The sequence below is a fragment of the Pedobacter sp. Bi27 genome (assembly GCF_918698255.1).
Taxonomy (GTDB): Bacteria; Bacteroidota; Bacteroidia; order Sphingobacteriales; family Sphingobacteriaceae; genus Pedobacter.
Window position 1 is genome coordinate 1,227,767 of sequence record NZ_CAKKMW010000001.1, and the last position, 25,724, is coordinate 1,253,490.

The 25,724-nt window shown below is 42.0% G+C and carries 18 protein-coding genes; 5 read left to right on the forward strand and 13 right to left on the reverse strand.

Annotated elements, in window-relative coordinates; translation table 11 throughout:
• Nucleotides 1–13: 13 nt before the first annotated feature.
• From LQ227_RS04925 to LQ227_RS04965, 9 genes are all read right to left on the reverse strand, one after another.
• Nucleotides 14–3,214, reverse strand: a complete 3,201-nt coding sequence (locus LQ227_RS04925) for a TonB-dependent receptor (RefSeq protein ID WP_230148496.1) — start codon at nucleotides 3,212–3,214, stop codon at nucleotides 14–16.
• Between the two features lie 713 nt (nucleotides 3,215–3,927).
• Nucleotides 3,928–4,653 (reverse strand): hypothetical protein, encoded by a 726-nt coding sequence (locus LQ227_RS04930; protein WP_230145651.1) that lies wholly within the window; start codon nucleotides 4,651–4,653, stop codon nucleotides 3,928–3,930.
• Nucleotides 4,654–5,133: 480 nt separating this feature from the next.
• Nucleotides 5,134–7,410 (reverse strand): catalase/peroxidase HPI, encoded by a 2,277-nt coding sequence (katG, locus tag LQ227_RS04935; protein WP_256450234.1) that lies wholly within the window; start codon nucleotides 7,408–7,410, stop codon nucleotides 5,134–5,136.
• A 255-nt stretch (nucleotides 7,411–7,665) separates the two neighbouring features.
• Entirely contained in the window at nucleotides 7,666–9,054 is a 1,389-nt protein-coding gene (locus LQ227_RS04940) for a serine/threonine-protein kinase (RefSeq protein ID WP_230148498.1), read from the reverse strand.
• On the reverse strand, nucleotides 9,047–9,847 hold the full coding sequence (locus LQ227_RS04945; RefSeq protein WP_230145653.1) for an FHA domain-containing protein: 801 nt from the start codon (nucleotides 9,845–9,847) through the stop codon (nucleotides 9,047–9,049). The genes LQ227_RS04940 and LQ227_RS04945 overlap by 8 nt, the downstream gene beginning before the upstream one ends.
• 127 nt (nucleotides 9,848–9,974) lie before the next feature.
• Nucleotides 9,975–14,078, reverse strand: a complete 4,104-nt coding sequence (locus LQ227_RS04950; protein WP_230148499.1) for an FtsW/RodA/SpoVE family cell cycle protein — start codon at nucleotides 14,076–14,078, stop codon at nucleotides 9,975–9,977.
• Entirely contained in the window at nucleotides 14,065–15,510 is a 1,446-nt protein-coding gene (locus LQ227_RS04955) for a PP2C family serine/threonine-protein phosphatase (protein ID WP_230145655.1), read from the reverse strand. Before LQ227_RS04955 ends, LQ227_RS04950 begins: the two co-directional genes overlap by 14 nt.
• A gap of 94 nt (nucleotides 15,511–15,604) precedes the next feature.
• On the reverse strand, nucleotides 15,605–16,558 hold the full coding sequence (locus LQ227_RS04960; protein WP_230145656.1) for a hypothetical protein: 954 nt from the start codon (nucleotides 16,556–16,558) through the stop codon (nucleotides 15,605–15,607).
• Nucleotides 16,559–16,607: 49 nt separating this feature from the next.
• On the reverse strand, nucleotides 16,608–17,951 hold the full coding sequence (locus LQ227_RS04965; RefSeq protein ID WP_230145657.1) for a serine/threonine-protein kinase: 1,344 nt from the start codon (nucleotides 17,949–17,951) through the stop codon (nucleotides 16,608–16,610).
• A gap of 483 nt (nucleotides 17,952–18,434) precedes the next feature.
• On the opposite strand from LQ227_RS04965, the gene LQ227_RS04970 reads away from it, so the two are divergent.
• Nucleotides 18,435–19,025 carry a GIN domain-containing protein gene (locus tag LQ227_RS04970; protein ID WP_230145658.1) on the forward strand — a complete coding sequence of 197 codons (591 nt, stop codon included), beginning with the start codon at nucleotides 18,435–18,437 and terminating at the stop codon, nucleotides 19,023–19,025.
• Nucleotides 19,026–19,206: 181 nt separating this feature from the next.
• On the opposite strand, the gene LQ227_RS04975 is transcribed toward LQ227_RS04970, so the two are convergent.
• The 3 genes from LQ227_RS04975 to LQ227_RS04985 are packed head-to-tail and all read right to left on the reverse strand — an operon-like array spanning nucleotide 19,207 to nucleotide 21,043.
• On the reverse strand, nucleotides 19,207–19,626 hold the full coding sequence (locus tag LQ227_RS04975) for a cupin domain-containing protein (RefSeq protein ID WP_230148500.1): 420 nt from the start codon (nucleotides 19,624–19,626) through the stop codon (nucleotides 19,207–19,209).
• A gap of 19 nt (nucleotides 19,627–19,645) precedes the next feature.
• Nucleotides 19,646–20,074, reverse strand: coding sequence for a RidA family protein (locus tag LQ227_RS04980; protein WP_230145660.1), 429 nt, complete (start codon nucleotides 20,072–20,074; stop codon nucleotides 19,646–19,648).
• A 57-nt stretch (nucleotides 20,075–20,131) separates the two neighbouring features.
• A complete protein-coding gene (locus tag LQ227_RS04985; RefSeq protein ID WP_230145661.1) occupies nucleotides 20,132–21,043 on the reverse strand; it encodes an alpha/beta fold hydrolase in 912 nt (303 codons plus the stop codon).
• Between the two features lie 159 nt (nucleotides 21,044–21,202).
• On the opposite strand from LQ227_RS04985, the gene LQ227_RS04990 reads away from it, so the two are divergent.
• Entirely contained in the window at nucleotides 21,203–22,615 is a 1,413-nt protein-coding gene (locus LQ227_RS04990) for a sensor histidine kinase KdpD (RefSeq protein ID WP_230148501.1), read from the forward strand.
• A gap of 8 nt (nucleotides 22,616–22,623) precedes the next feature.
• The gene (locus LQ227_RS04995) at nucleotides 22,624–23,343 is read left to right on the forward strand and encodes a response regulator transcription factor (RefSeq protein ID WP_230145663.1); all 720 of its coding nucleotides are present in this window, start codon (nucleotides 22,624–22,626) and stop codon (nucleotides 23,341–23,343) included.
• Nucleotides 23,344–23,519: 176 nt separating this feature from the next.
• Here the strand turns inward: LQ227_RS04995 and LQ227_RS05000 are convergent, their stop codons facing one another.
• Entirely contained in the window at nucleotides 23,520–23,987 is a 468-nt protein-coding gene (locus LQ227_RS05000; RefSeq protein WP_057933797.1) for an Lrp/AsnC family transcriptional regulator, read from the reverse strand.
• Nucleotides 23,988–24,187: 200 nt separating this feature from the next.
• Here LQ227_RS05000 and LQ227_RS05005 point away from each other — a divergent pair, with 200 nt between their 5' ends.
• Both LQ227_RS05005 and LQ227_RS05010 read left to right on the forward strand, forming a co-directional pair.
• Complete coding sequence (locus LQ227_RS05005) at nucleotides 24,188–25,234, forward strand: PLP-dependent cysteine synthase family protein (protein ID WP_230148502.1); 1,047 nt, start codon at nucleotides 24,188–24,190, stop codon at nucleotides 25,232–25,234.
• Nucleotides 25,235–25,262: 28 nt separating this feature from the next.
• Nucleotides 25,263–25,712: a protein-disulfide reductase DsbD domain-containing protein gene (locus tag LQ227_RS05010; RefSeq protein ID WP_230145665.1), complete on the forward strand. Its 450-nt coding sequence runs from the start codon at nucleotides 25,263–25,265 to the stop codon at nucleotides 25,710–25,712.
• Nucleotides 25,713–25,724 lie beyond the last annotated feature (12 nt).

A 25,724-nucleotide genomic window follows, 5' to 3' on the forward strand; every position in this document is an offset into this window, starting at 1 on the left:
CTTTAATTAATATTTATAATCCAATGTTTAAACCTACCATGAAGGTGGTTGGCTTTGGATAATCGAAAAATGTTTGACCTTGTGCAAATGCATTTCCATAGGTAGTAACCTCAGGGTCGTTACCTGTAAACTTGGTTGCCAGGAAGAAATTTTGAACGGATGCATAAACACGCAGCTTGCTTAAGCGTAATTTTTCGACAAGTGTTTTATCAAAAGTATAACCCAGTAAAAGGTTTTTTCCACGGATGAAAGAACCGTCTTCTAACCAATGGGTATCCACGTTGGTAACATATCCGGCAGATTGATCCCTGATTGCGGCGACCGGTGTATTTTGATTCTGAGGAGTCCAGGCATTTAATACGCTGGCAAAACTATTGGCCTGTACCTGTCTGTCTTCACCCGAGTGATGGGTCATATTCAACACATCATTTCCATAAGAATATTGAAGTTCTACAATCAGCTCTAAGTTTTTATAGCGGAATGAGTTGCCAAACGATCCCCAGCCTTTTGGCGTTCCGTTACCAATAATCTGACGGTCGGCATCTGTAATGGCATGATCGCCGTTTACATCTAAATATTTAATATCGCCAGGAAGCAAAGTTTTACCACCCCGGTAACTTACATATTGGGCTGCTTCTGCCCTTTCGGCCTCGCTCCAGGTTCCTAAACGTACAAGCCCCCAGAATGAACCCACAGGCTCACCTACCCTGATTATACCAGTCTGATTGGTGAAATTTGGGTTACCCACACCAAAAATATCATCAGGAGTAGCCAAAGAAAGTACCTTGTTACGGTTAAGTGAGATATTGAAACTGGTTTTCCAGGTAAAATTGTCGGTTTGTACGTTTACCGTATTAATCCCTAAATCTAGACCTTTATTCTGCATAGACCCGATATTTTTTCTGATCACCGCGTATCCTGTGGTACGTGGAACCGGGGCATCCAATAACATATCGGTAGTTTTTCTATAATAAAGATCGGCCTCCAAATTAATGCGGTTGTTAAACAAGCCTAATTCTAAACCCGCATCAACCTGTGCTGTTTTTTCCCAAACCAGGTCCGGATTGGCCAACCTGCCGATACCAATACCGGTTACCTTACTATCATTAATAATAGCCGAGTTATTAACCAATGTGGCGAGCGACTGATACGCAGGGAGCTCTGAGTTACCACTTAAACCATAACTGGTTCTTAGTTTTAAGTTAGAGATGGTTTTGTTTCCTTTTAGAAAATCTTCGTCTGAAGCTTTCCAAGCCAATGCTGCTGAAGGGAAAAAGGCGAATTTATGGTTCTCTCCGAATTTGGATGATCCATCTACCCTACCCGTAAATGTAACCAGGTATTTATCTTTAAAAGCATAGTTTAACCTTCCGAAGTAAGAGTTAAAAGCCGATCTGTTACGGCTAGAACCAACCGTAATCGATTTACTTCCAGAGCCCATGTTATTGTTTCCGTAAAAATCGGTTACAAAATTCTCCGCATGGCTGGTATTGCTAAAAAAGCTGGTGGCCTGCCAGGAGATACCCAATAAAGCATTAATGGCATGCGATTCGGCAAAACGTTTGTTATAGGTTAAATAATTTTCCAGTGACCAGAAGGTTTCCCGATCGTCGGTTACATTCGCCGTTCCATTCTGTCCATCAGAGATCCCGTATAACTGTTTGGCATTGTACTCATTAATGTTACGGCTCACAATGTTCGCCCCTAATTGGGTACGGAATTCCAAATCTTTGCTAAAGCTAATGGTAGAATAAATACTTCCCAAAGCAGTTTGGGTAACCATTCCATATTTTTGATCAGTTAAGATGTGCACGGGATTAGAGCCTCCTTCTGCCCATGGAATCAGTTTATTATCGCCCCACTTGCCATCTGCCAGTTTAATTGGTAGAAAAGGAAATGCTTCGGTAATCATACGGACTGAATTTAAGCCGCCCGTTCCCTGATCAACAATGTTTTCATTCTGGTTATTGTAGCTCAAATTACCGCCTACCTTTAACCATGGTTTAATTTTACTATCAAAATTAAATCTGCCCGAATATCGTTTTAAATAAGAGTTCAGCAAAAGTCCCTGGTCATCGCGGTAGCCTGCAAAAACACCGTAAGTACTATTTTCGTTTCCACCTGTAAAACCCAGCTGGTGATTTTGCGAAAGCTTGTTCTGTGTAGATTCTTTTAACCAATCGGTATTATATAATGGATTTCCGTTACCATCGAAAAATTGAGGTAAAGCAATTCTGGCTGCTTTTGGAACGGGTTTGGATGCGTAACTTCCTGCTGCCCAACCTACAGGATCGTAAACTTTAATATTCTCGTAAGCCAGATCCTGCACTTTAACGTACTCAAAGGCATCGAGCATCTTAACATGGTGTGCCGCTAATGTATTGATACCAAAATCTGCATCATAGGTAATGCGTTGGGCATTTGCTGTTCCTTTTTTAGTGGTGATTAAAATTACCCCATTTGCACCCCTTGCACCGTATATGGCCGTCGAAGAAGCATCCTTTAGCACCTCTACAGAAGCGATATCGCTTGGGTTAATGTAATCGATAGCGTTACTGTTCTGTGTTTGCGAGCCAACTGGCAAAGCCACACCATCTACCACATAAAGTGGATTGTTACTCGTATTGATTGAACTAAATCCACGAATTTTGATATTGGTCTGCCCGCCAGGTCTACCCGAGTTGGTGTTTACCTGTACGCCAGAAATACGGCCAGCCAGTGCCTGGTTTAGCGATGAAGACGGACGTTCCTGAAGTTCGCTGGCTTTGACCACACCAACAGAACCGGTAAGATCTGTTTTTTTCACCGATCCATAACCAATTACCACTACTTCATCTAACTTATTGGCTTCGGCAGGTGCCATTTTAATGCTAATGTTAGCTTCATTGCCAACTGTTATATCTTTGTTTTGATAGCCCACATAAGAAAAACGGATCACATCGTTTGTGTTAGCCTCAATGCTGAATTTACCAGCTTCATCAGTTACAGCGGTTTTACCTGACGAAATGTTTTTGATGCCAACTCCAGGAATAGGCATGTTTTTTTCGTCTAATACGATCCCTGTAATTACTTTTCGGTTTTGGATATGCATTAAAGGCATATCTGGCCCGGAAAACCCCTCGGATTTTTCAGCAACCGGATTCATCGAAAAAGCAGGACTATTGAGCAGAAAAAGCACAGAAAGCCCTGAAATCTTTAGTAGATTGATTTTCATTGGTTTAGGTTTAGTAAATGATTAGTTAATAATATATAATTCAACTGCTAGCAGCTAAAACGTTTTATCAATTATTCAATAAAAAAATAATTGACGGCAAATCATCATCTTTAATCAGAAGGCTTTGAGTTAAAAGCAATTGTGTGATGGGAGATCGTATTTTTAAACGGGTTAAAAACTACACACAAATAAACTACACAGATATATACTGCACCACAGGGTGCAAATATTCCTAAGCTCATCATCATATTCGGTTATTGATAAATCGATTTATCAATTCAATATTAAATATTTTATCACGAAATCAAGAATATTATTTTGATCATTAGAAGTACATTATCGTATAAATTCGATTACAGTATGATTACTTTTACAGGCGCAAAAATTTTTGAATAAGTATTTCAGGCAAATCAAAAAATGGCTCAGTCTAAATTCACTATGCCTCACCTACTTAAGTGTATTTTTAAGAATTTGATAAAAAAATTAAGTTTTTTTCAAGAGAAAGCACATCAGGTTTCTTATCAGTAACATTGATCAGCATTGCTATCACAATGTTATGTTTGGGCCTTGCCGTATATAAACAAGAAAGCCCCATATTGCTATGAGGCCAATTATTTTGTCTTATTCGCATCCACCAATAAAACTAAACCAAACAAACTAATGAAACTAAAAGACAAATAAGTTTGAGAATTGTTTTAGTTATTGATAAAATTTTAAAAATCTAACTCCAAATACGTTTCCTTGGATCTGTATTTCGGAATCTTAACCATACTGTATTTTGCCAACCCTCGGTGATACCTCCAAAAGTTACTCTTTCGACCATTGGTTAATGAATGTATGTGTCCCTCCAAATTATTGCGTTGAATATGATTGTCAATAAGATCCAGTTCTCTTACCAGGTCGGTATCCAATAACTTTTTGTGTGTAACCATATTGGGTGCAATTTTTAACCTATATCTCCACGGTTCGGTAAAAACATACCTGATTTCCTGTTGGCGTGTTTTAACATTGTAAATTTCAACCTGGCTAAAACACGCTTTTTCCTGTTCGGTAAGGTCTAAATTGCTGCTTTCCCATAAATATGGTGTGAGTTCGCGCAGCAATTGCTTTTTGATTTCGTATCCATACCTTCCTTTACTGCGTTTTTTTCGTTTAAAAGTTTTATCATGGTGGTATTCAACTGTATTGATCTTAGCTAATAATGCGGTATAAAACTCGGCTCTTATGCTAAATGCAATATCTGCTCTGAGTACAAAATATCTTTTCCAGCCTCTTTGATAGGGCTTTTCAAGAGGTACCATTGGCAGTTCCCGCCTTTGTATCCAAAGTTCCGATCTTCTTTTACTCAGCCTGATTAATTGTTTGTCGCGATCTGTTTTTACCAACCGCTTTTTCTGCCGTGCGCTTCTAATCCTGCATGGCAATTCATATGTGTCCATCGGACTTCCATTTAATTTCCTTTAACTTGAATGTGGGTCTCAATTCGTCCTTGAGCAAGGATATACCCCTTCAAGGGAAATAAAATGTTATAGCAGATTGAACAGCTCTTGAAGCAACCAATCAAACAAAAACAAATTACATTATTTTATCGCCTATTAGGCAATTTCTGAAGGGGATGATATGTAGATATATGCTGTCATAATTCCTAAACATTAAAAAGATTGTTCATCAGGAATGTCACAAAGCTAATAAATTTTCGGGATCTTAAAGAAAGAAGAAATTCTAATTGAAGTGTTAGTATTTCTGAAATTATCAATAAGTATAGTTACCTTGTTTTTCAGACCGAAAACATTAAGTAAATATCAAATTGATTTATACTCAGAAACATTAATCTTTGGTGACTAACCTTCTTTAATGAAATAGTGTAAAACAAAAGGCACCGAATTCCGGTGCCTTTAAATGTTGCGCTGTATTTCTGATTAATTTAAATCAAAACGATCTAAATTCATTACTTTATTCCAGGTGGCCACAAAGTCTTTAACAAATTTACCTTGTGCATCCGAGCTTGCATACACCTCTGCTATTGCCCTAAGCTCTGCATTAGAACCAAATACAAGATCGGCACGGGTTGCGGTCCATTTTGGCTGACCAGTTGAACGGCTGCTTCCGATATAGAGTTCTTGATCTTCTCCAACAGCTTTCCATGCGGTTTCCATATCCAATAGGTTTACAAAAAAGTCGTTAGTTAACTGGCCGGGTTTTTCGGTTAAGACACCATTTTTCGAACCATCAAAATTTGTATCCAACGCACGTAAACCACCTACCAACACCGTCAATTCAGGTGCTGTTAAAGTGAGCAGCTGGGCTTTATCAATCAGGAATTCTTCTGTAGGAACAGGAGATTTTGAATTACGGTAGTTACGGAAACCATCAGCAGCTGGCTCTAAATAACCAAAAGATTCTACATCGGTTTGCTCTTGCGAAGCGTCCATTCGCCCTGGTGCAAAAGGCACTGTAACTGAATGGCCCGCAGCAGCAGCAGCTTTTTCTACCGCAGCAGCACCTGCCAATACAATTAAATCGGCCAGTGAAACTTTTTTGCCATCAATTTGTGCTGCATTAAATTCATTTTGAATATTTGCTAATACGCCCAATACTTTCTGCAGTTGTAGAGGATTGTTAACTGCCCAATCTTTTTGTGGCGCCAAACGGATCCGTGCACCATTGGCACCACCACGTTTATCAGAACCGCGGAAGGTAGAAGCTGAAGCCCATGCAGTAGACACCAGTTCGGCCACACTCAGTCCCGAAGCGAGTACTTTTACTTTTAATGCGGCAATATCAGTTTCGTTGATCAATGTATGGTTAACCGCAGGGATTGGATCTTGCCACAGCAATTCTTCTTGTGGCACATCTGGCCCCAGGTAACGTGCCAAAGGCCCCATATCGCGATGGGTTAATTTAAACCATGCCCTGGCAAATGCATCAGCAAACTGATCTGGATTTTCTAAAAAACGTCTTGATATTTTTTCATAAGCCGGATCGAACCTTAAAGAAAGATCGGTGGTAAGCATCGTTGGCAGATGTTTTTTCGATCCATCAAACGCATCAGGAATAATGGCATCTGCATTTATAGCTTTCCATTGATGTGCACCGGCAGGGCTCTTCGATAATTCCCATTCAAATCCGAACAGGTTTTCGAAAAAATTATTGCTCCATTGCGTAGGTGTTGTGGTCCAGATTACTTCTAATCCACTCGTAATGGTATCAGCACCTTTGCCAGAAGCGTAACTATTGTTCCATCCTAAGCCCTGACTTTCGATACCCGCGGCTTCAGGCTCTTTGCCCACGTGATCTGCTGAAGCAGCACCATGGGTTTTACCAAAAGTGTGCCCACCAGCAATTAACGCGACCGTTTCTTCATCATCCATTGCCATCCGGCCAAAGGTATCGCGGATATCTTTCGCTGCAAGAATTGGGTCTGGGTTTCCATCCGGCCCCTCAGGGTTTACATATATTAAGCCCATTTGCACGGCAGCAAGTGGCTTTTCTAAGTTACGTGAGTGAACATCTCCATCGGCATCGTCATCCGTAACCACTACACCATGTGCTTTATGTGCGCCATCAGAACCGTGTGCATAACGAAGATCGCCACCCAACCAGGTTGTTTCCGAACCCCAATATACCGATTCATCAGCCTCCCAAACGTCCTCACGCCCACCGGCAAATCCAAAGGTTTTAAAGCCCATCGATTCTAAGGCAATATTTCCTGTTAAGATCATTAAATCTGCCCACGAAATTCTGCGCCCGTATTTTTGTTTAATCGGCCAAAGTAATCTGCGGGCTTTATCAAGGCTCACATTATCTGGCCAGCTGTTCAGCGGTGCAAAACGTTGTAATCCGGCACCGGCACCACCACGGCCATCGCCCACCCTATAGGTTCCGGCACTGTGCCATGCCATGCGGATAAATAAACCTCCATAGTGACCAAAATCTGCCGGCCACCAATCTTGCGAATCGGTCATCAGTGCATGAAGGTCTGCCTTTAATGCGGCCAAGTCTAAACTTTTAAAAGCTTCGGCATAACTAAATTCACCATCCATTGGGTTGGATAAGTTAGAATGCTGGCGTAAAATACCCAACTTTAACTGCTTTGGCCACCAGTCGCCATTTCGGGTACCGCCACCACCTACATTACTCTTCATGCTGCCGTTATGAAACGGGCACTTGCTGATATCGTTCGATTCTTTTTCCATATATTAATTTGTTAGTGAAATCCGATCCGTTGTTAAAACTTAACCAGATTATTATAAATTTAGAGAATTGAAAGAACTAATCACAATCATTTAATTCTATAATGGAATAGTTAGAATCTATTACTATGCTATATCAGCAATTTAGGAGGATGCAAAGGCTTAGATCATTAAAATTTAACCTTATGTTAATCCTTCTTTAAAATAAAAGGCCACATTAAGTATTTAAATTTCGGAAGGTATGGTGTAACTGCTTTCTCAGAATATACCCAGAAATTTCTTCTTCTTTTTACCGTTCTGTTTCCTGGCTTTTTCGTTTGCTTTTACTTGCTGCGCCCATTGCATTTTTGCTTTGCGGATACTGTCTTCTCTCGCTTCTTGCAGTGCTTGCCTGTATTGCTGATTTGCGATTTCAAATGGTGACCGGTATGGGGTTGTCGACATGGCCGTAATATTATGGTTTTCTGTCTTAGTTAAGCTATAAACTACAAAGGCAACAAATAAGGCACAGACTGCAGCGTAACCTAAAAAAGCCTTTCTTGGGGCATGGATGTAATTTTCCTGATGATATTCACCAGTCGAACTATTGTATTTTATTCCGGCCTTTAGGGCCAGGGGTTTTAATGTTGCCAGCTCTTTTTCAAGCTTTTCGTTCTTTTGCTGTGTCTCACCGTATAAGGCGGCATAACGCAGGGCTTCGTTGGGTATGGTGTTTTCTCTGTGCCTGCTGTCTTGTGGTGCCGACAATATTCCGGCAGTAACAGCCTTCTGCAGTTCCATTCCATTGGCATACCGATCATCTGGATTTTTTTGCAGGCATCGCCCAATCAGCTCAATCAACCATTGGGGTACCTGCATTTCCGCATGCAGAATATCGTCCTGAAACTTATCTTCCAGATTGCTTTTACGCAGTGACATGGCATCTGGGATTTCCTTTTCAAGATGTGAAATCATGACCGTATTGCGGGCGGTATCGCCTCCGCCATCGAGTGGAAAAGGTACCTGCCCGGCCAGGAGTTCGTACAGGATGATACCGTAACTATAAATATCTGTCTGTAACAGCATTTTTCCCTCATGCTGTTCCGGTGCCATAAATTCTACTGCCCCTGCATGGCGAATGCTTGTCCTGCGCTGCTCTTCACTCATAATGGCCAGGCCAAAATCCAATAGCACGTAATTGGCAGTCTGTGTATTGTACTTTACATTATTGCTTTTAACATCGCCGTGTTTGACCCCAAACTGATGACAATGTGCAAGTGCCGCAGCCAATTGTTCAGCGACTTTTAACAGTTCTTTAACGGTGAAAACTTTTTGATGCGGAGGCAATAGTAGTTCGCTAAGTTCGGGGCCTTCGATGTATTCCATTTCTATATAAGGAAAGGACCCGCTATCGGTGATCCCTGAACTGAGTATTTTCACCACATTCGGGCTGGGATGGATGTTTACCTGCTGCAGCTTATTCACTTCATTGAGAAAATTCCGGTAGTTTTTATCGCTGTCATCTTCCACGTAGATTGGTGTAGGAATAAGTTTGATGGCAGAATAAACCGGCCCCATGCGCATTCCTTTGTAAACAGATCCCTGCCCACCAGTTTTTAATGCACCGAGGTTTTGTAGCCCTTCTGTAATTGTAAAAATTTTACTCATGATGCTGCGGCTTAAAGCTAAACTCCAATACGACAGATTCGCCTAAGATAATCTGATCTCCCTCGGCTAATTCCTGCCCGATCTGGGTAGCATGGAGTTTTACTGTCTTTTCGGTAAGCGCTGAACGCAGTTTAACCTTATTGCGGGGTGGTATTCCACCTTCATCTGCGAAGATTACAAATTTGGCTATGCTGGTATCCCATTCGATGTGCGCATGCTGTCTGCTGATGTACTTATTTCGTTCATCATCACTTTCTGATGGAAATGCAATGTGGTTGGTGCGGAAATAACCTTCATCAGACTGTGCCTTTTCATCTCTGCCGATATTGTATTTTCCACCCGCGGAAGTTATTTCATAGATTGGCTGTAAAGTCTTCCCGCTAAGTGCTTTCAGGTAGGCCTTAGCCTGTTGCTTAACAAAATGGGTTTTGGTTTTGACCAACAGTGCTATTGGCAGATTTTGCATTTCGACCGCATCGTCTGGAATAGCTTCGTCGAAAGCAACTTCAAGTGACCAGCCCGAAGGCAGATCCAGGGAATAGTCATCACTGATGCGTTGTATCTCGTTTTTTAATTGGTCGGGATCCTCGGTAAACACAGCAGCTTCATACACATGGCGCGCTGCTGGGCTGCAGTATATAAAAATACCCAAACCTTTGATATTTGCGCCTTCTCCGCCCTCCGCTTTTTGTAATTCCTGTTTTACAAACTGTAGTAATGCATGCCTGATTCCCTTCACATCATCGGGATGTTCCCCACTTGCGCTTTTGAAGAGGTCGAATATCGTTTTCATCTATATTTTGTTAGTGCTTTGCTAATGTGTTATAAAATATGTCGAGTTCAACACCTGCGTTGTTCCTCAATGTGGTGAAGATATACAAACTATTGATTGATGGTTTTAGTTTAAATGTTTCATTTCTTCAATTAAGTTCCGATACAGCTGCCTTGTTATCAGTTTTGGCCGAAGGCACAATGCTTTTAATATAGCCACCCTCTTTTAAGAACGGAATTACATGCCTGCCGGCCAATCGTACAGCGTCTGATGATCCTTTGGTAGCTTCAATGCGGATACAGACTACAATATGACCATTGCCAGTTGCAGTCGGTGCAAAAAATACATACCAGCCATCATTAATCTGCTGTTTCTTCCAGATCCGCTCCGGCGTACCGGTTTTACCGGCAACAGCCAGTCCTAGCGTTTGCACTTTTGGACTGCTCTGTTTGATCATGTACTCCTGCATCAGTTTGGCGTATAACGGATTGTTTACCAATTTCGTACCAGTTTTTATCGCCTGTGGCTGATCGCTTACTTTAAGTACAAACCTGTTTGCAATCATATTTCCATTATTTGCAATCCCCGCAGCCATTCTTGCCACTGCCGCAGGGGTTGCAATAAGTGCGCCTTGCCCCCAAGACATTCCGGAAATTCCCTTTGCCCTGGTCTTTCGGATATTGTTGGGATCATACCTTGGTTTGGTGTTGAATTCGGTCCTGCGCCAAAGCTGTTTCCATTTTTCTTCCTGTGCGGTGTTTTCGCTGGGCTTATTGTAATAATATCCTCCTGCCCCATGCAGGAACATGCCTGTTTTTAAGTACAGCTCGCCCATGTTTTCCTGCAGCTGTTCCTGGTTTGCAAGTTTGATGAAATAGACGTTGTTGGATTTCACCACCGCACGTTCCAGATCGATCCATCCCGTTTCATCCGGCTCGATACCTTTTGTACGGATACGCTCCCAGGAGGCCACCTGGTATTTTTTTTCAGCAGCAGCCATGCCCAGTTTATTGAACGATGCCATGGCGGTAATCAGCTTAGCGGTTGAGCCTGGCTGTGTGAAATTGGTAAAGCCAAGGTCAGCGGTCGTTATCCACCCCGAAAGCTGATTCTGTTCTGCATTGGTCATGGTCAACCGTTCCCAATCATGTATGGGTGGTAGTGGATATACGGCTGAAGTAAGGACATCGCCAGAACTTGCTTCCATGATCACTACAGAAACCCGGTTATCCGATAATGAAGTGTCGCGGGCAATTGACTTTTGGATCTTAGTCTGCAGGCCGGCATCCATGGTTAACTGTACATCACGGTTTTTATTTTTAAAATCTTCAACTTCTTTGCTACTGATACCGGCAAGGAGTAATGGAGAAAGCGCGGCGTAATCTTTTTTCACAACCGTCATTTCCTTAACGCCCCGTGCCAGGAAACGGTTTTCACTATATCGCTTTGCAAGAACCGTAAAGCTCTTTACCGGCAGTTTAAAGCCACGGAGTTCGGCTGCGTGTTCATAATCTGCAAAATAGCCATTAACACTTCCATTAAATATGCCTGAATTTGCGTCGCCTGTCCAAAAAAACAGTTGTTCTTCGAAAGGATAATATCGGTCTAAACGTTGATGTACCGCCGAATCGAGATTGTAATTTGGGATACCTGCACCAATAAGTTTGAAGTGTTGCGCCCTCACACTGTCTACGTTGCTGGTTGCCATTAAAACTCCCTTGCGGTCGTGTATGGTTCCGGCTTTTAAACGGTTCATCAGTATCGCGATACGGGGATTGTAACTGAACATTCTCGCGCCGCTGCGGTCGGCTACCAAGGCTGGCTGTACCACCCATTTCCGGTTGTTTAGCACATAGCCCGCTACATTTACGCCCAATAGCAGGATGCCCAAACAGGCTGCAATCAAGGCCGGCACCAGGTTTTTATCCTGCGCTTTGGCAATGTACTGCATCTGTACGTCGCTGCCTCGGACCGCAGATACCGACATCAAAAATCCGGCGGCTAAAAAATTGAGTACAAGTGATGATCCCCCATAACTTTGAAAGGGCAGGGATACCCCCGATAGCGGTAGCGCTCCGGTAGAACCACCTGCTATGAGCAGGAACTGTACGAAGGTGGATACGCCGACCCCTGCACTTAAATAAAAGAGAAATGGTGATCCGGTCCTCCTCCCGATAATAATGGAGCGGTGTAGGTACAACAGGAACAGCAGGAAGATGCACAATATGCCCGTCAATCCAAATTCTTCACCTATTGAAGGTAAGATCATATCGGTATGTGCTTCAGGAATGGTTTTCGCAAAGCCCTGCCCTACGCCCTGACCGGTTGCACCGCCTGTAGACATGGCCCACAGACCATTGGCCACCTGATCGCCACCATAAACTTCATTGTTCCAGGCATCCTGCCAGATTGCTTTGCGATCTCCCAGGCGCTGCACAGGCCCAGGGAAGACGCGGTCCAGATATGGAATCTGATCAATCGTTAAGAAAGCCGACATGATCACCAGCACCATGATGGCGGACTCACTGAGCTGCCTGCGCCCGAAAAACATCAGCATACCGACCAAAAGCAAGGTAACTGCGGTGGATATCCATACGTTTTCAAAAATCCATGAGGCCAATACGTACAACACGATAGCGCCTGCCATGAACATAAAATCGCCGCGGGAGAATGAAAATAGTATAATAAAGGTGAAACAAACCACCATCGCCGGGCCAAGGTCTCCCAATATCAGAAATAACATGAGGGTTAACAGTATCGCCAATAGGGCAAAGGAGAAAAATGACCATCTTTTTTTCCAGCTCAAATATTCACTGATCAGTTTCTCGTTTACGGCAAAAAATCCTGCAAGAAAAAAAATGATCAGATATTTCACCACTTCACTGGGCTGAAATCCGAACAGGTTTACCTTTACACCACTCCCTTCTGGCCCGGTTCCGAATAAGATCGTGAGTGCCAGCAATCCAATAGCGGCCAGGGCCCAGGGCCAGCCGTTCGCGGCTGATCGGATGTTCTTAAATAAAAGCAGGCGGTAAAGCCAAGTATCGGTATTAAAACGGCGCAGTTTAATGCATAGCATCAATAAGATGCCCCCAAAACCCATTAGCAGGTATAGAAGGGAATCTTTAGCTAAAAAACGGTCGCGCAGCGGATCCTGCAAACTCAGCAGCATCAGGAATGATATGCCAGTAAGCATCATCACTACAGGCAATATGACCTGATCGGCAGTGCTGAATTTCCATGACAGGATGAAGTGGACAAGTAAAAACCCACCAATCAGGCTTCCGCAGATGATCATAAACCACTTGTTGAATTCTTCAGGCGTTCTGATAATCAGTGATTTTTCCTTTTTGAGGATATTGAAGTCTCTGGTAGAGAAAAGCTTTATCGTATGTGGACGCTGTTCAAATGTGAAAGCGGTATTTTCATCAAGGTTTTGGACGCCCTTTGAGGCGCCAAACTGAAAACCTGGTTTTAAAGGCAATATCTTGAATGCCTGGTTGCCGGGCAACTTAGCAAAAGTGAATTCACCTGCAGTACCGGTACGGGCGTAGGCAGTGAGCTGGAATAATTTCCGCTTACCGGCAGTATCCAAAGTATAAACCTTTGTAATACCATTAGCCTTTTCAGTTATATTTTTAATGGCTTCTGTCGGTTCGTCGTTGTAAATACTGTCCTGTGGCAATATCATTTCCAAACGGACCAAAACACCTGGCACAGCTTTATTATTCTCTAAGATTTTTCCACTGATATCATACTCGCCCATGCCGAGATTTACCTGGGAGGGATATGGACGGGGATTACTTTGCTCCTGGTCGAATTTAAGCGAATCATCACCCGTATAACCGAGCAGTGCCCGTGATGCCAACACCCTTGCTTTAAATGATTTCCCCCCTTTTTTATAGGCCTCATCTGCAGGTAAAAAGTACCTGCGTTTGTTCACTTCGCCAATGTTGTCGAGTTGCCCGGCATTTGGCGTTGCAGATGCAATGGTTTTTTCTATCAGATCAATGTCCCGCTGATCTTCAAAATAATAACCTTTTTTAAGTAGGTTACGGATATGCTCGGCAGGTTTTTCCGCATTCAGGTTAACCATGGTGCCGGCTTTTAAGCGTGGCACAACTTCTGCAAACCTGGGCTGAATGATCGCGTATAACTGATAGAAAAAGAGTGCGAGAACGGTTGCGGTGGCTAATATGAAGATCCGTTCCTGAGCCCGGCTCACTTTGACAGGTCCTTTATTCTGCTCCATTTTTCGAATCTGCGGTTTTAGGGGTATTACCTTTTAGTGTACCTATCTTCATCAGTTCTACATTTACCGGTTTCTGGTCAGGGAAATGGATGCTATTTTGTATGGGAAGCAAACAATTGGTAAAGGTGACATTTTTGAGTAACAGTGCCTGGTCTGAAATGGCGATGGCCGTAGCGAAGCCTTTAAACTGCAAACTGTCCAGCTTCAATAGACTGGATTGAGGGAGCATCGCTATCCCTGCACCTTTGTATCCGCTATCCGCTTGCAGCACAATGCCCTTTGCCATAACATACAGGGTGTCTTTCCGCAGGCGTAACGTATCGCTGATCAGGACCGGACTTTTAAAAATCGAGTCGGATAGTACCAGCGTGTCACCCAGGGCATGGTCAAATGCATCTTGCAGTAACTGCTCCTGACTGTTTCTCATCTTTTGTTTGGGTGATGGATTTAGTGTTGAAACAGGGGCTGCTGGGTGCTGATTCTGCAGGTACATAAATATGGTAGTGCCAAGGAGGATGAGGCATAAAATAACCAGTGCGGCGAACCGATAATTTCTTTTGGGCGCTGCATGAGTTTCCAGTGCTGGATTTTCAGGCGTCCGTATGGCCTCATTATTTTCTGCTCCTGCGGCTGCCTGAGGCTGTTGTATAAAATCTGGTCTGGTTGGTATTACCTTTTGAGGCGCTTTGTTGTTCTGCAGTAGCACAACGGTGATGTTATCTCGTCCGCCGTTTTCATTGGCAAGCGCGATGAGATTGCCTGCTTTTTTAGCAAGTGTATCTCCTTGTAGAAGCAGGGTGGTAATATCCTGCCTGTTTACCATATCGGTCAGCCCATCACTGCATAATAAGAGAAGATCGCCCGGCAGGAAAGGAGATTGTCCGGTTTCAATATAACTCTCATCGGTAGCAATCTGATCGCTGAAACCGATCGCCTTATTGATTTCATTGCGTTTTGGATGCTGCATAGCAGCGGCCTCATCCAATCTTCCCGAGTCTTCCAGAAAACCTACAAATGAATGGTCTTTAGAGATTTTGATCAGCGATCCGTCCCGCAACAGGTATAATCTGGTATCGCCAACGTGCGCATAATAAAATTGATTATGCTCAATATCCGCAATTACCATAGTGGCCACGCAGGCCATTTCAGAAAGTTCTGCCTCTGTTTGCTTTTTGGCAATGATTACTTCATTTGTATTCCTGAAGGCGCTGATCATCTGCGAGATTGGATCGGCCGGACGACCTGAAAATTGCATTGAAATCTGTTCCGTCGCAATACCTGCTGCTACTTCGCCACCTTGATAGCCACCTACGCCATCTATTACAGCTGCTAAAATCAACTGATCGTTGGTGAGGGACTTAACAATAAAGCTGTCCTCGTTGTTGTCTCTGGATTTGCCGGTGTCTGTGAGGCCAAAAAAGTGTTTATCCATTTTTATTACGGGAATTTTTAATGTCTTTAAAATGAACGATCATCAGCGCAACGACCAGTGATAACAATAAAATTGATAGCAGTTGCGACATAAGTTAGGATTTAAATAGATTTATACCGATTATGCCGTTAAGCAACATCCTGGAGTTCAGCGGCAAAGAAACCCATTGTGGTGAATTAATTTCGCTGCGTTGTACCAAAACCTCGTTCAAAGTAGTAAGTTCGCCGAAAGAAGCCAAATAGAAATTACCGTCTGTTTTGTTGTAGCGGATGTGTAGGTGTGGCGAATTGGCCCATTCTGAGGCGATCTTGAAAATATTGGAACCTTCGCGCTCGTCATCGTTACCCGAAACGATAGTATCTTCTGTTTTAATCAGGAACTCTATTTTTTTGCCTGAAAACTGCTTATCGGGTATGATGGCTTCCAGCCGGCCGAGAACAGCCTGGTCCTTGGACGGGGTAGTATTACCATCAACATATTCCAATTGCGCATCGTATGGGATTTCCATATAGCCTTCGCTGTAGTAAGTGAAGCCCTTTAAAATATCGTTGTTGATATCGAATGTCTGTGCAATACCAGTTTGTCGGGGAATGAATGTTACACGGAGATTTTCCGATTTCTGATTGTTGTCTGGCAGCAGTTTTCCGATAAAACCCTTATCGCCCCTTGCGTAATCCGGATGTGATACCAACCGGAATACCCATTTTGAGCCGGATGGTTCTACATTTTTTCCGGCTTGCCGGTGTTCTCTTAAAATCGCATAGAATTTTTTGACTGTTTCCTGTACGATCAAGCCCAAAATTCCCTGTTTATTGTCTATAAATTCACGGTAATCTTCAGCGTTGAAGGTAATAATGAATTCATGATAAAAAACGATGCGATCGGCAAAAGATAATTCCCTGATGGACTCCTTAAATTTATCCACGATAAAGCTGTAGATGGTTTCGGGAGTGAGTTGCGGTGCTTTTTGGTCACTGCTCTTGTTTTCATCGGTTAGAAACCAATCCTGAATACCGATACGTTGCCAGAAATTTGATTTTGTTTCCATAAGTAAGGGTGCCTATGCGGCGGTTAAGGGCAATTGTTTTTTCTTAAAATTAAAACTGTACAGGGCTAACTGAAGTATCAGGGTTAAGGTCTTCTGTGCTATCGGCAGCTTTATCTCTGGCTTTATTGATCTCTGCGTTGATAGCACTATCCACCGCCCGCTTTGCTGCTGCTGCTTCAGCCAGCTTGCGCTGATTCGCCAATCTTCTTTTTTCTTGTGCTGTGGTATCAACTGCCAGTGGGATCGAATCTATGGGCTGGACAGCTTGCTGTGCCTGCGGCTCGCTGCGAAACTGGGAATAGCCCAGGAAAGCAAGCAATCCGATAATTGAGATGATCATAAGGGCAAACGCAAAATGAGGTAACAGTATACCGTTTCTTTGCGGAATCTGGGCTATACTTTCCAATGCCAATACCTGTTTACGGAGTGCTTCGTTCTCCGTTTTGAGCGAATCCATAGCTGAATGGTCTATGGGTAAAACATTGCCCGATAAGCTTCCGCTAAGCACCGCTTCATGTAAAGCCATTCCATCGCTGTACCTGAACATAGGATCTTTCTGCAGACATTTTTCGATCAGTTTTAGGAGCCAATCCGGAACCTGCATCTCCCGTGTTTTCTGTTCCTCAGTCCAGCCCGTGGGCAAGTTTGCTTTGCGCAGACCCAATACGTCAGGCACTTCACTTTCCATATGACCGATCATTACCGAATTGCGCCCGGTATCACTATTTCCAGGTAGCGGAAAGGGGACCTGACCTCCGAGTAATTCATATAAGATGATGCCATAACTGTAAACATCGGTTTGCAGAAGCATTTTGCCTTCATTTTGTTCGGGCGCCATAAACTCCACCGCACCTGCATGCCTGATGCTACTTCTACGCTGCTCCTCACTCATAATGGCGAGTCCAAAATCCAGTAGCACATAGTTCGCTGTATGCAAATTGTATTTAACGTTATTACTCTTAACGTCGCCATGTTTTACCCCAAGTTTATGGCAGTGCTCGAGGGCAGCAGCCAGGTGTTGTGCAACTTTTATGACTTCGCTTAGCGTAAATATCTTTTGATGAGGGGGTTGGAGCAGCTCACAAAGGTCAGGCCCTTCTATATATTCCATTTCTATAAATGGGAAGGACCCGCTTTCGGTTATGCCGAAACTGAGCATTTTTACAACATTCGGACTGGGATTTTCATTTACCTTTAGCAACTTTGCAACCTCGTTTTCAAAATTGCGGTAATTTTTATCATCGCGGTTCTCGGTGTATATTGGAGTAGGGATTAATTTCACTGCGGAGTAAATTGCACCGATGCGTTTCCCTTTATATACCGATCCTTGCCCGCCCGTTCGCAGCGCTCCTAAATTCTCGAGTCCTTCTGTAATTGTAAATACTTTACTCATATTTCTCCTAATAACAATTATAGGGATTTTTTGTTGCCAAATAATAATTTAAATGTGATGGCGGCTTACACAGCCCTTCCTTTTTTTTGCCTCGCCAGGAGGAAATTCCCACTGTTGCCGGCAGTCCTCGATTTATACCATGAGCTGGTTAAAAAGATGATTGATATTGCTAATAACGTGCCTCGGTTTCATATCTTATTCACGGAGCCATTATTGTGCCAGAACCCAAGCTGGTAAAGCAACAAGGTATTGATGCGATTAAAAAGCAGTTAGTTCGAACTTTCGTGGACTCACCGCTCAGGAAGAAAACCTGAAAAATTCACAAGCGACAACCATCTTTTTGTCTCTGAATTTCTGGCGTTGGTCGATTAGCTTCCCAGGCTGGTATAATGCTGCGATTTGCGCTGAAACGTTTCTAGTGGTTGCACGTCTTAATATCAGAACAATCAATAAAAACATTATAAAAATTAAAACTCAAAGCATATGAAAACTTTATTCAAAACATTATTCGCATCATCTTTAGCATTGGTATTATCTACTTCAGCAGTATTATCAGCTAACGCATCTGAAACCATCAAACCTGTTCACACTGCAAAAGCATTGAGCTTCAAACGCATCAAAGTAAAAGGAAATGTAGAATTGACCATTGTACAGGGAAAACGTACCGGCATCAGCTATACAGATGAAAACACTGGTAAAGCTAAGGTTGTGCAGAGCGGAGATGGCTTAGAGATTACCGCTTTGGATAACAGCACTGCAAAACTTACCATTTACGTAAATGATATCTATCGCATCCATGCAATGGATAACGCTAAAGTAAAAACAGAGGGTAAAATCAATACGCAATATCTGCAGGTTTTCTTAAGCGGAAATGCATCACTAGACTTAAACTCACAGACCGAAGGGTTGTATACTGTGATCGAAGATCATGCTGATTTAACCTTAAGTGGTTCAACTGCCGACCATATGCTCGTAATGGGCAAAGGACAAAAGCTGACCATGGATAAATTCGTTGCAGCCAATACAAAAACAAGCCTAAACACTGAAAATGCACTAGCTTCCCTTAGCAAATAAAAAAAAATTTATATTTTGGTTCAGGCGGTCTGTTTACGGACCGCCTTTTTTGTTTAATCGATACAGGTCTGTTCTGGGTCAATCTGAAAAAAAGAAAAATGCATGCCTTTCATCGCCCGATCTATTCTATCATTGATCTCTATATGGTAATTCCGCGTGCAATAGCATGTCCCCCAAATAGTTAAGGTTTCTCAGCTTTCCATGTTAATAGCGGTTTTCCTTTTACTACGATATAAGTTGCCAGTTCAGAAGCTTTTACTTTGCCAATATTCCTGGCAGAATGATTTTTTCCAGCGGGAATGAAAAGTACTCCGCCCGCTTTCAGCACAACAGGCTTTTCTCCCTCAATTACATATTCCAGCTCCCCTTCTAAAACATTAATAATTTCTTCGCCCGGATGCGAATGCAGGCCAAAGGCCTTGCCTGGCTCAAAATCAACACGTACCTGAATCGCTTCGTATCCCGGCACAGAAAGGTCATGCCGTTGAAGATCTGTGCGTTTAATACCAGACTGTTGCGCTATCGCTTTATTTGGCACTAAGCAGCCAAACATGCCTAAAAATGCGATGATGTGTAAGAAGTAACGTTGATATATTTTCATTTTTTTGAGGTTTAAAGATTTACTTGACAAGTGCTATACAATCAATTTCGATTAAAGCACCCAGAGGTAAAGCGTTAATTTGAACAGAAGTTCTGGCGGGCATTTTTTCAGAAAGATAGCTGGTGTAAATTTCATTTACCTGCTGTAACTGTGAAATGTCTTTTAAATATATATTTACTTTAATAATGTGCTGTGTATCCGAATTATGCTGTCTCAGCAAAATCTTTAGGTTATCCATGATCTGCTTAGTTTGCAATGCCAGATCTGGCTGCAGCAATTTTGTTTTTGGATTTATACCTAATTGGCCCGAAGCGTATAGAATCCCATTGGCAATGACAGCTTTTGAATAAGGCACCTTTTCTTCGCTCAAGGTATACCTTACTATACCAGCATATGGTTTACAGGAGCAAACAGATACCATAAGAAACAGCCAAAATACAATTTTCATTTCTCTTAAATATTAAAACAGATGTATCGCATGAGTGATACATCTGTTTAATGGGCTTTATTGTTTAATGAAATTCAAAAGTTCTGAGTTGAATTTTTCCATCTCCTCGATGAACAGGGCATGGCCGCTTTTTTCAAGAGGGACCAGTTTAGCGTTTTTGAGTAGTTTACTCATTTGTTCCGCCAGCTCATAAGAACAAATTTTATCTGATCTACCATGTAAAATCAACGTAGGCAACTGAATTTTTTTCAGGTCGGCACGCAGGTCAGCGTCTCTTAAAGTCTTAAGGCCTTCTGCCATTGCATAAGGTGAGGCTTGCGCCTGGATTGTACCCAACCAAGCACCATAGCCTGGAGCAACACTTGTCTGGCTTGCAGGAAAAATCTGCCCAAAATTGGCCAGCAACTGAGGCCTGTCTGTATTATTCAATTTGATTAAACCGTCTACGTCTTCTTTTGTCCAAAGCCCAAAGTTAAAATCGGCTCTTTTTGTCCACATTGGTGCAGCTGCGCCGAATAAGGCCATTTTAGATACATGCGCACCATTATACTTGGCTACATAATGAATCACTGTTGCCCCTCCCATCGAAAATCCACCGATTGTGGCATTTTTGATATTTAATTTATCAAGAATGACCTTAATATCATCAGCAAAAACATCGTAATTGTATTTACCTCCCGGTTTGTCTGACAGGCCAAATCCCCGTAGCGTAATGCCGATTACCCTAAAGCCTTTTTCTACAAAATAAGCGTACTGATATTCGTACATGGCGTCGCTTAGCGGCCAGCCATGGATCAAGATTAACGGCTGCCCTTCACCCAGATCAGTTACGTGAAGTTTTACATTTTTCTCAACTTCTATGTATTCCTCACGCCCATACGCAGCTGCAGACCTGTTTGTTTGTCCGTAGGCAGTAATGCTGGTCAATAATGTGATCAGCAATCCGATTTTTAAAGTTAAATTTTTCATTTTTATAAATAATATTTAAGAGTTGTTAATAACAGCAACATGGTTTGCCGCTATCGATCCGCAAATTTATCCGGCATTTCCTGTAAATCCTGTTAATGAAATCATAACGAAATGTTAATGGGACCAGACCGCTTCAATTTTTTATTATTTTAGCGCAAAATGACCGAGCTCAAAAAGTATCAAACAACTGCCTTCACCGGGTTTATCATCCTTGTTGGGGTGCTGCTGTACCTGATATATAACACATTTGAACTAAAGAACAAGCAATATCAGGTCGATTTGAAACAAAAGCTGAAACAGTTTTACTTAAAAAATGTCAGCAAGGAAAGTATTTATGCTGGAGGGTTTTCGCTCCTAGACAGCTATCTCGTTAAAAATATCGAATCCTTAGAAAGTGAATATCTTAAATCTGGCTCCATAAAAAACCAGTACACTGATTCACTTCTTGCAATGATGTTTGAGGAGTTACAAACCAGAAATCCAACTGACTCCCTCATACAAGAGATAAAAAAACAATATAAACTGGATGATCAACTTGAATATCTCATTGTCATCAACAGCATCAGCCTGCGGTTCAGCGATAACAAGCCGATCCCTTTATATCACTATCAGAAAAAATATCCGTTTCTAAAAGCAAACCTACAGTCTCCACAAGGGTACATCGTTAGCGGAAAACTTAAGTCTCCCCAAGCACAAAACATAGTCACTTCAATGTCTATGGGGCCATCCAGTCCATATTCCTATGATATCACTGTCACTTTCTTTGCCGATCGCATTGACAGACAAGCTGAAATCTTTAAAAGTGCTATTCCGGTTTTATTGCTTACCCTGTTTGCATTACTGTTAGTCTTTTTTGTTTATTATTTTACATTTAAAAGCTGGTCTAAACAAAAAAAGATATCAGACATGAAATCTGACTTTATAAACAGTATAACCCACGAATTCAACACTCCTATTTCGACAATTATGGTGGCTAACAGAGCGATACAGAATGAAAAAGTATTTAACAGCAAAGAAAGCATTACTGAATTTACTGAAATCATTGCAAGGCAAACCAAACAGCTACAGACCTTATTCAATCAGGTAATGGACATTACCCTGGTAAATACCGAAATAGAAAAAAAAGAGGTTATTTTCTGCCAACTTTTAACTGAAGTAATACAAGACTACCGTGTTAAAATGCATGATAAAAATGTATATTTTTACACTCAGGGTATAAACAACGGAACGCAGGTATACCTGAATAGATTCTGGGTGACCACCATGTTATCGAATATCTTCGACAACGCTATAAAATACAGTGATAAAACACCTAAAGAAATACACATCACCGTTGATGGGACATCGAATGGTTTGAGGATCAGCATAAGAGATAATGGAATAGGAATGGAAAAATATACGGTTGAACATCTCTTCGACAAGTTTTACAGGGGCAAAAATCCTGGCCGGGAACATGTTAGCGGCTTAGGTCTTGGCATGTATTATGTGCAGCAATGCATCCAGATCCATAACTGGAAGTTGGAAGTGCAAAGTAGCATCGGACAGGGAAGCGAAATTTTAATTGTGATTTAATGCAGGCCGTGAAGAGAAGACTACTTTATGTGGAGGATGAAACAGATCTGGGTAATGTAACCCGACAGTACCTTGAACTGATGGATTTTTCGGTGGATTGGTGCTGTTCTGGAGCAGAAGCGATTAACCTATACCAAAAAAATCACGCTGATTACAATCTGATTATCATAGATATTCAACTTCCCGATATTGATGGATTCGGGGTGGCTGGAAAAATCAGGGAACTTAACCCCGATGTATACTTTCTTTTTCTTACGGCGCGCAAAGAGAAACCCGACAGGGTGAAAGGGCTTACACTTGGTGCGGTAGATTATATCTGTAAGCCTTTTGACATTGATGAACTGGTATTAAGAATACGGAACATTATCTGGCATCAAATCCCTAAAGCACAGCGGGAAAAGGAATTAGTAACTAATATACTGAACATAGGTGACCTATGCCTCAATAAAGACTTGCTGGAACTTAGCATACCCGGGCAAACCCCAATAACGCTAACACAGCGTGAAGCGGAGTTGCTGGAATATCTCAACAAAAACCGGAACGTAATCACCAAGCGGGAAGAGATTCTGGTTCAGATCTGGGGTGAAAGCGACTATTTTTTAGGAAGAAGCCTTGATGTTTTTATCGTCAGACTACGGAAATTGCTTGCTGTTTCTTCAAACGTAAAAATCAACAATGTTTATGGCGTTGGATTTATATTTTCAGTGGCTGGAGTGGAGCAATCATGAGTAGTTTTCGCACCGCCGCCTTTCAGGTACCTGCAGGCCTAAATTATTGAAAATTGTTTGCTTTAAAGAGATGATTTTTTTGATAATTAGAATTACATTAACCCGATTACCAGCAGCGGTATCCAAGATTACATTGCTTGAGGCAGAAAAATTTTGTCACAAACCATCTAACGGGATCAGATAGGATATGCCGTTTCACTTTTAGGCTCTGAGAGTACAAAATAACTTTGAACAGTTGTGATATTGGGCAGTGTAGCGAGTTTGTTCCGCAGAAATTCGTGGTAATCATCCATATCCCTGGTCGCGATACGGAGAATAAAATCGTGGGCACCGGTCATCTGCAAACATTCCATTACCTCGCCAAACTTAGAAACTTCGGTTTCGAATTCGATCAGGGTTTTAGCCGTATGTTCTTTCAACAGTACATGTGAAAAAGCGATCAGGTTTCTATTGATCTTTTTCCGGTCGAGAATGGCCACAATCCTTTTAATATAGCCTTGTTCCTTTAATCGTCTTATCCGTTCATGGATAGTGGCTATAGATTTATGCAGCTTCAAGGATACTTCTTTATTGGTTAAAGAGGCATCATGTTGCAACAATTTTAGTATTTCTACATCAACCTGATCTAAATCTCCGTGGGTCATTGAACGATAATAAATTGAAAAAAAATATAATGAAAGTTAAAAAATCAAGCCAAAACTGAAATAAAGACTAAATAATAATCAAAAAAGCAGAAATTTTCTGTAAAAAACAACATGTATTGACCTAAAAAATTATAATACTGAATTTTACCGAAATAAAAATCAATCAAAATAGCCACTGCTATACGATGTAATCAACAGTTATGACTACAATAACAGCAAATAAAATGACTTCTGCCATGGAGGGAAAATTCGAACATTTATCGCTTCTGGTTGGTAACACACCAATGCTTGAGCTCACCTACACCTACCAGGGGCGTGTAGGCAAAATTTATGTTAAATGCGAGCATTACAACTTAACTGGCAGCATTAAAGACCGGATGGCACTTTACACGCTAAAAAAAGCATATGCCGAAGGTAAGATCAAAGCTGGTGATCGGATTGTTGAAGCCACCAGCGGCAATACCGGGATTGCATTTGCGGCCATAGGTAAAGCTTTGGGCCATCCGGTTACCATCATTATGCCAAATTGGTTGAGCAAAGAGCGCATGGATATTATTAAAAGTTTAGGTGCAGAGATTATTCTGGTGAGCAAAGAAGAAGGCGGTTTTATCGGCAGCATTAAACTTGCAGAACAGATGGCAGCAAGCGATCCGGATATTTTCTTGCCTAAACAGTTCGAGAATATCGCCAATCCGGAAGCACATGAACACACCACTGGTAAAGAAATCTGGGAGCAGTTGCGCTTGAAAAATCTTTCACCTGATGCTTTTGTTGCCGGAGTAGGCACCGGGGGGACTATTATGGGGGTAGGAAATTTCTTAAGAAAGCAAAATCCGGGTATTAAGATACATCCATTGGAGCCTGCCGAATCGCCTACCTTAACTACTGGTTATAAAGTAGGCAGTCATAGAATCCAGGGCATTTCTGATGAATTTATCCCCGAAATTGTTAAGCTTAACGAGCTGGATGAAGTGGTACAGGTAAACGATGGCGATGCCATACTTATGGCGCAAAAACTGGCCGAGAAACTTGGTTTAGCCGTAGGTATATCATCGGGCGCTAATGTAATCGGCGCCATAAAACAACAAAAAAAAATGGGCACAGAAAGCTGTGTAGTGACCATCTTTTCAGATAGCAACAAAAAATATTTAAGTACCGATTTAATGAAGGTAGAAGCGGTTAAAACCGGATACATTAGTCCTGAAGTAGACTTTATCGACTACCAGGCCTTTAGCAGATTACATTAATCAAAACAATCAACAAATAAACCACAACATGAAAAAAATCACCATTTTATGCTGCGCCATATGCCTGATCAGCCTTAGCGCATACAGCCAGATTTTAAAACCTGTAACCTGGAGTTACGCAGCAAAAAAAACCGGGCCGAATACGGCTACTGTTTTCATTAAGGCCACTATAGATCAGGGCTGGCACCTCTATTCGCAATTTGTTAAAGATGGCGGTCCGGTTAAAACAACCTTTAGTTTTCCATCATCAGGTGCTTATACCCTCGTTGGAAAAACCATCGAACCAAAAGCCATAACCAAATTCGAATCTACTTTCAAAATGGATGTAAGCTACTTCGAAAAGTCAGTAGTATTTCAACAAAAAGTAAAGCTAAAAGGCAAAAGCGCAACCGTTAAAGGTAATGTAGAGTTTATGGTATGCGATGACAAACAATGTTTACCACCAGAACAGGTAGATTTTAGCATTCCTGTAAAATAATAGCGTAACAAA

Bases quoted from the DNA above. Each gene is read 5' to 3' on its own strand.
- LQ227_RS04975 (WP_230148500.1), bottom strand. From the start codon at position 19,626: ATGAAAATATATCAACGTTACTTCTTACACATCATCGCATTTTTAGGC.
- LQ227_RS05010 (WP_230145665.1), top strand. From the start codon at position 25,263: ATGAAAAAAATCACCATTTTATGCTGCGCCATATGCCTGATCAGCCTT.
- LQ227_RS04985 (WP_230145661.1), bottom strand. From the start codon at position 21,043: ATGAAAAATTTAACTTTAAAAATCGGATTGCTGATCACATTATTGACC.
- LQ227_RS04990 (WP_230148501.1), top strand. From the start codon at position 21,203: ATGACCGAGCTCAAAAAGTATCAAACAACTGCCTTCACCGGGTTTATC.
- LQ227_RS04955 (WP_230145655.1), bottom strand. From the start codon at position 15,510: ATGGATAAACACTTTTTTGGCCTCACAGACACCGGCAAATCCAGAGAC.
- LQ227_RS05005 (WP_230148502.1), top strand. From the start codon at position 24,188: ATGACTACAATAACAGCAAATAAAATGACTTCTGCCATGGAGGGAAAA.
- LQ227_RS04940 (WP_230148498.1), bottom strand. From the start codon at position 9,054: ATGAGTAAAATTTTTACAATTACAGAAGGGCTACAAAACCTCGGTGCA.
- LQ227_RS04960 (WP_230145656.1), bottom strand. From the start codon at position 16,558: ATGGAAACAAAATCAAATTTCTGGCAACGTATCGGTATTCAGGATTGG.
- LQ227_RS04980 (WP_230145660.1), bottom strand. From the start codon at position 20,074: ATGAAAATTGTATTTTGGCTGTTTCTTATGGTATCTGTTTGCTCCTGT.
- LQ227_RS05000 (WP_057933797.1), bottom strand. From the start codon at position 23,987: ATGACCCACGGAGATTTAGATCAGGTTGATGTAGAAATACTAAAATTG.
- LQ227_RS04925 (WP_230148496.1), bottom strand. From the start codon at position 3,214: ATGAAAATCAATCTACTAAAGATTTCAGGGCTTTCTGTGCTTTTTCTG.
- LQ227_RS04950 (WP_230148499.1), bottom strand. From the start codon at position 14,078: ATGGAGCAGAATAAAGGACCTGTCAAAGTGAGCCGGGCTCAGGAACGG.
- LQ227_RS04965 (WP_230145657.1), bottom strand. From the start codon at position 17,951: ATGAGTAAAGTATTTACAATTACAGAAGGACTCGAGAATTTAGGAGCG.
- LQ227_RS04945 (WP_230145653.1), bottom strand. From the start codon at position 9,847: ATGAAAACGATATTCGACCTCTTCAAAAGCGCAAGTGGGGAACATCCC.
- LQ227_RS04970 (WP_230145658.1), top strand. From the start codon at position 18,435: ATGAAAACTTTATTCAAAACATTATTCGCATCATCTTTAGCATTGGTA.
- katG (WP_256450234.1), bottom strand. From the start codon at position 7,410: ATGGAAAAAGAATCGAACGATATCAGCAAGTGCCCGTTTCATAACGGC.
- LQ227_RS04930 (WP_230145651.1), bottom strand. From the start codon at position 4,653: ATGGACACATATGAATTGCCATGCAGGATTAGAAGCGCACGGCAGAAA.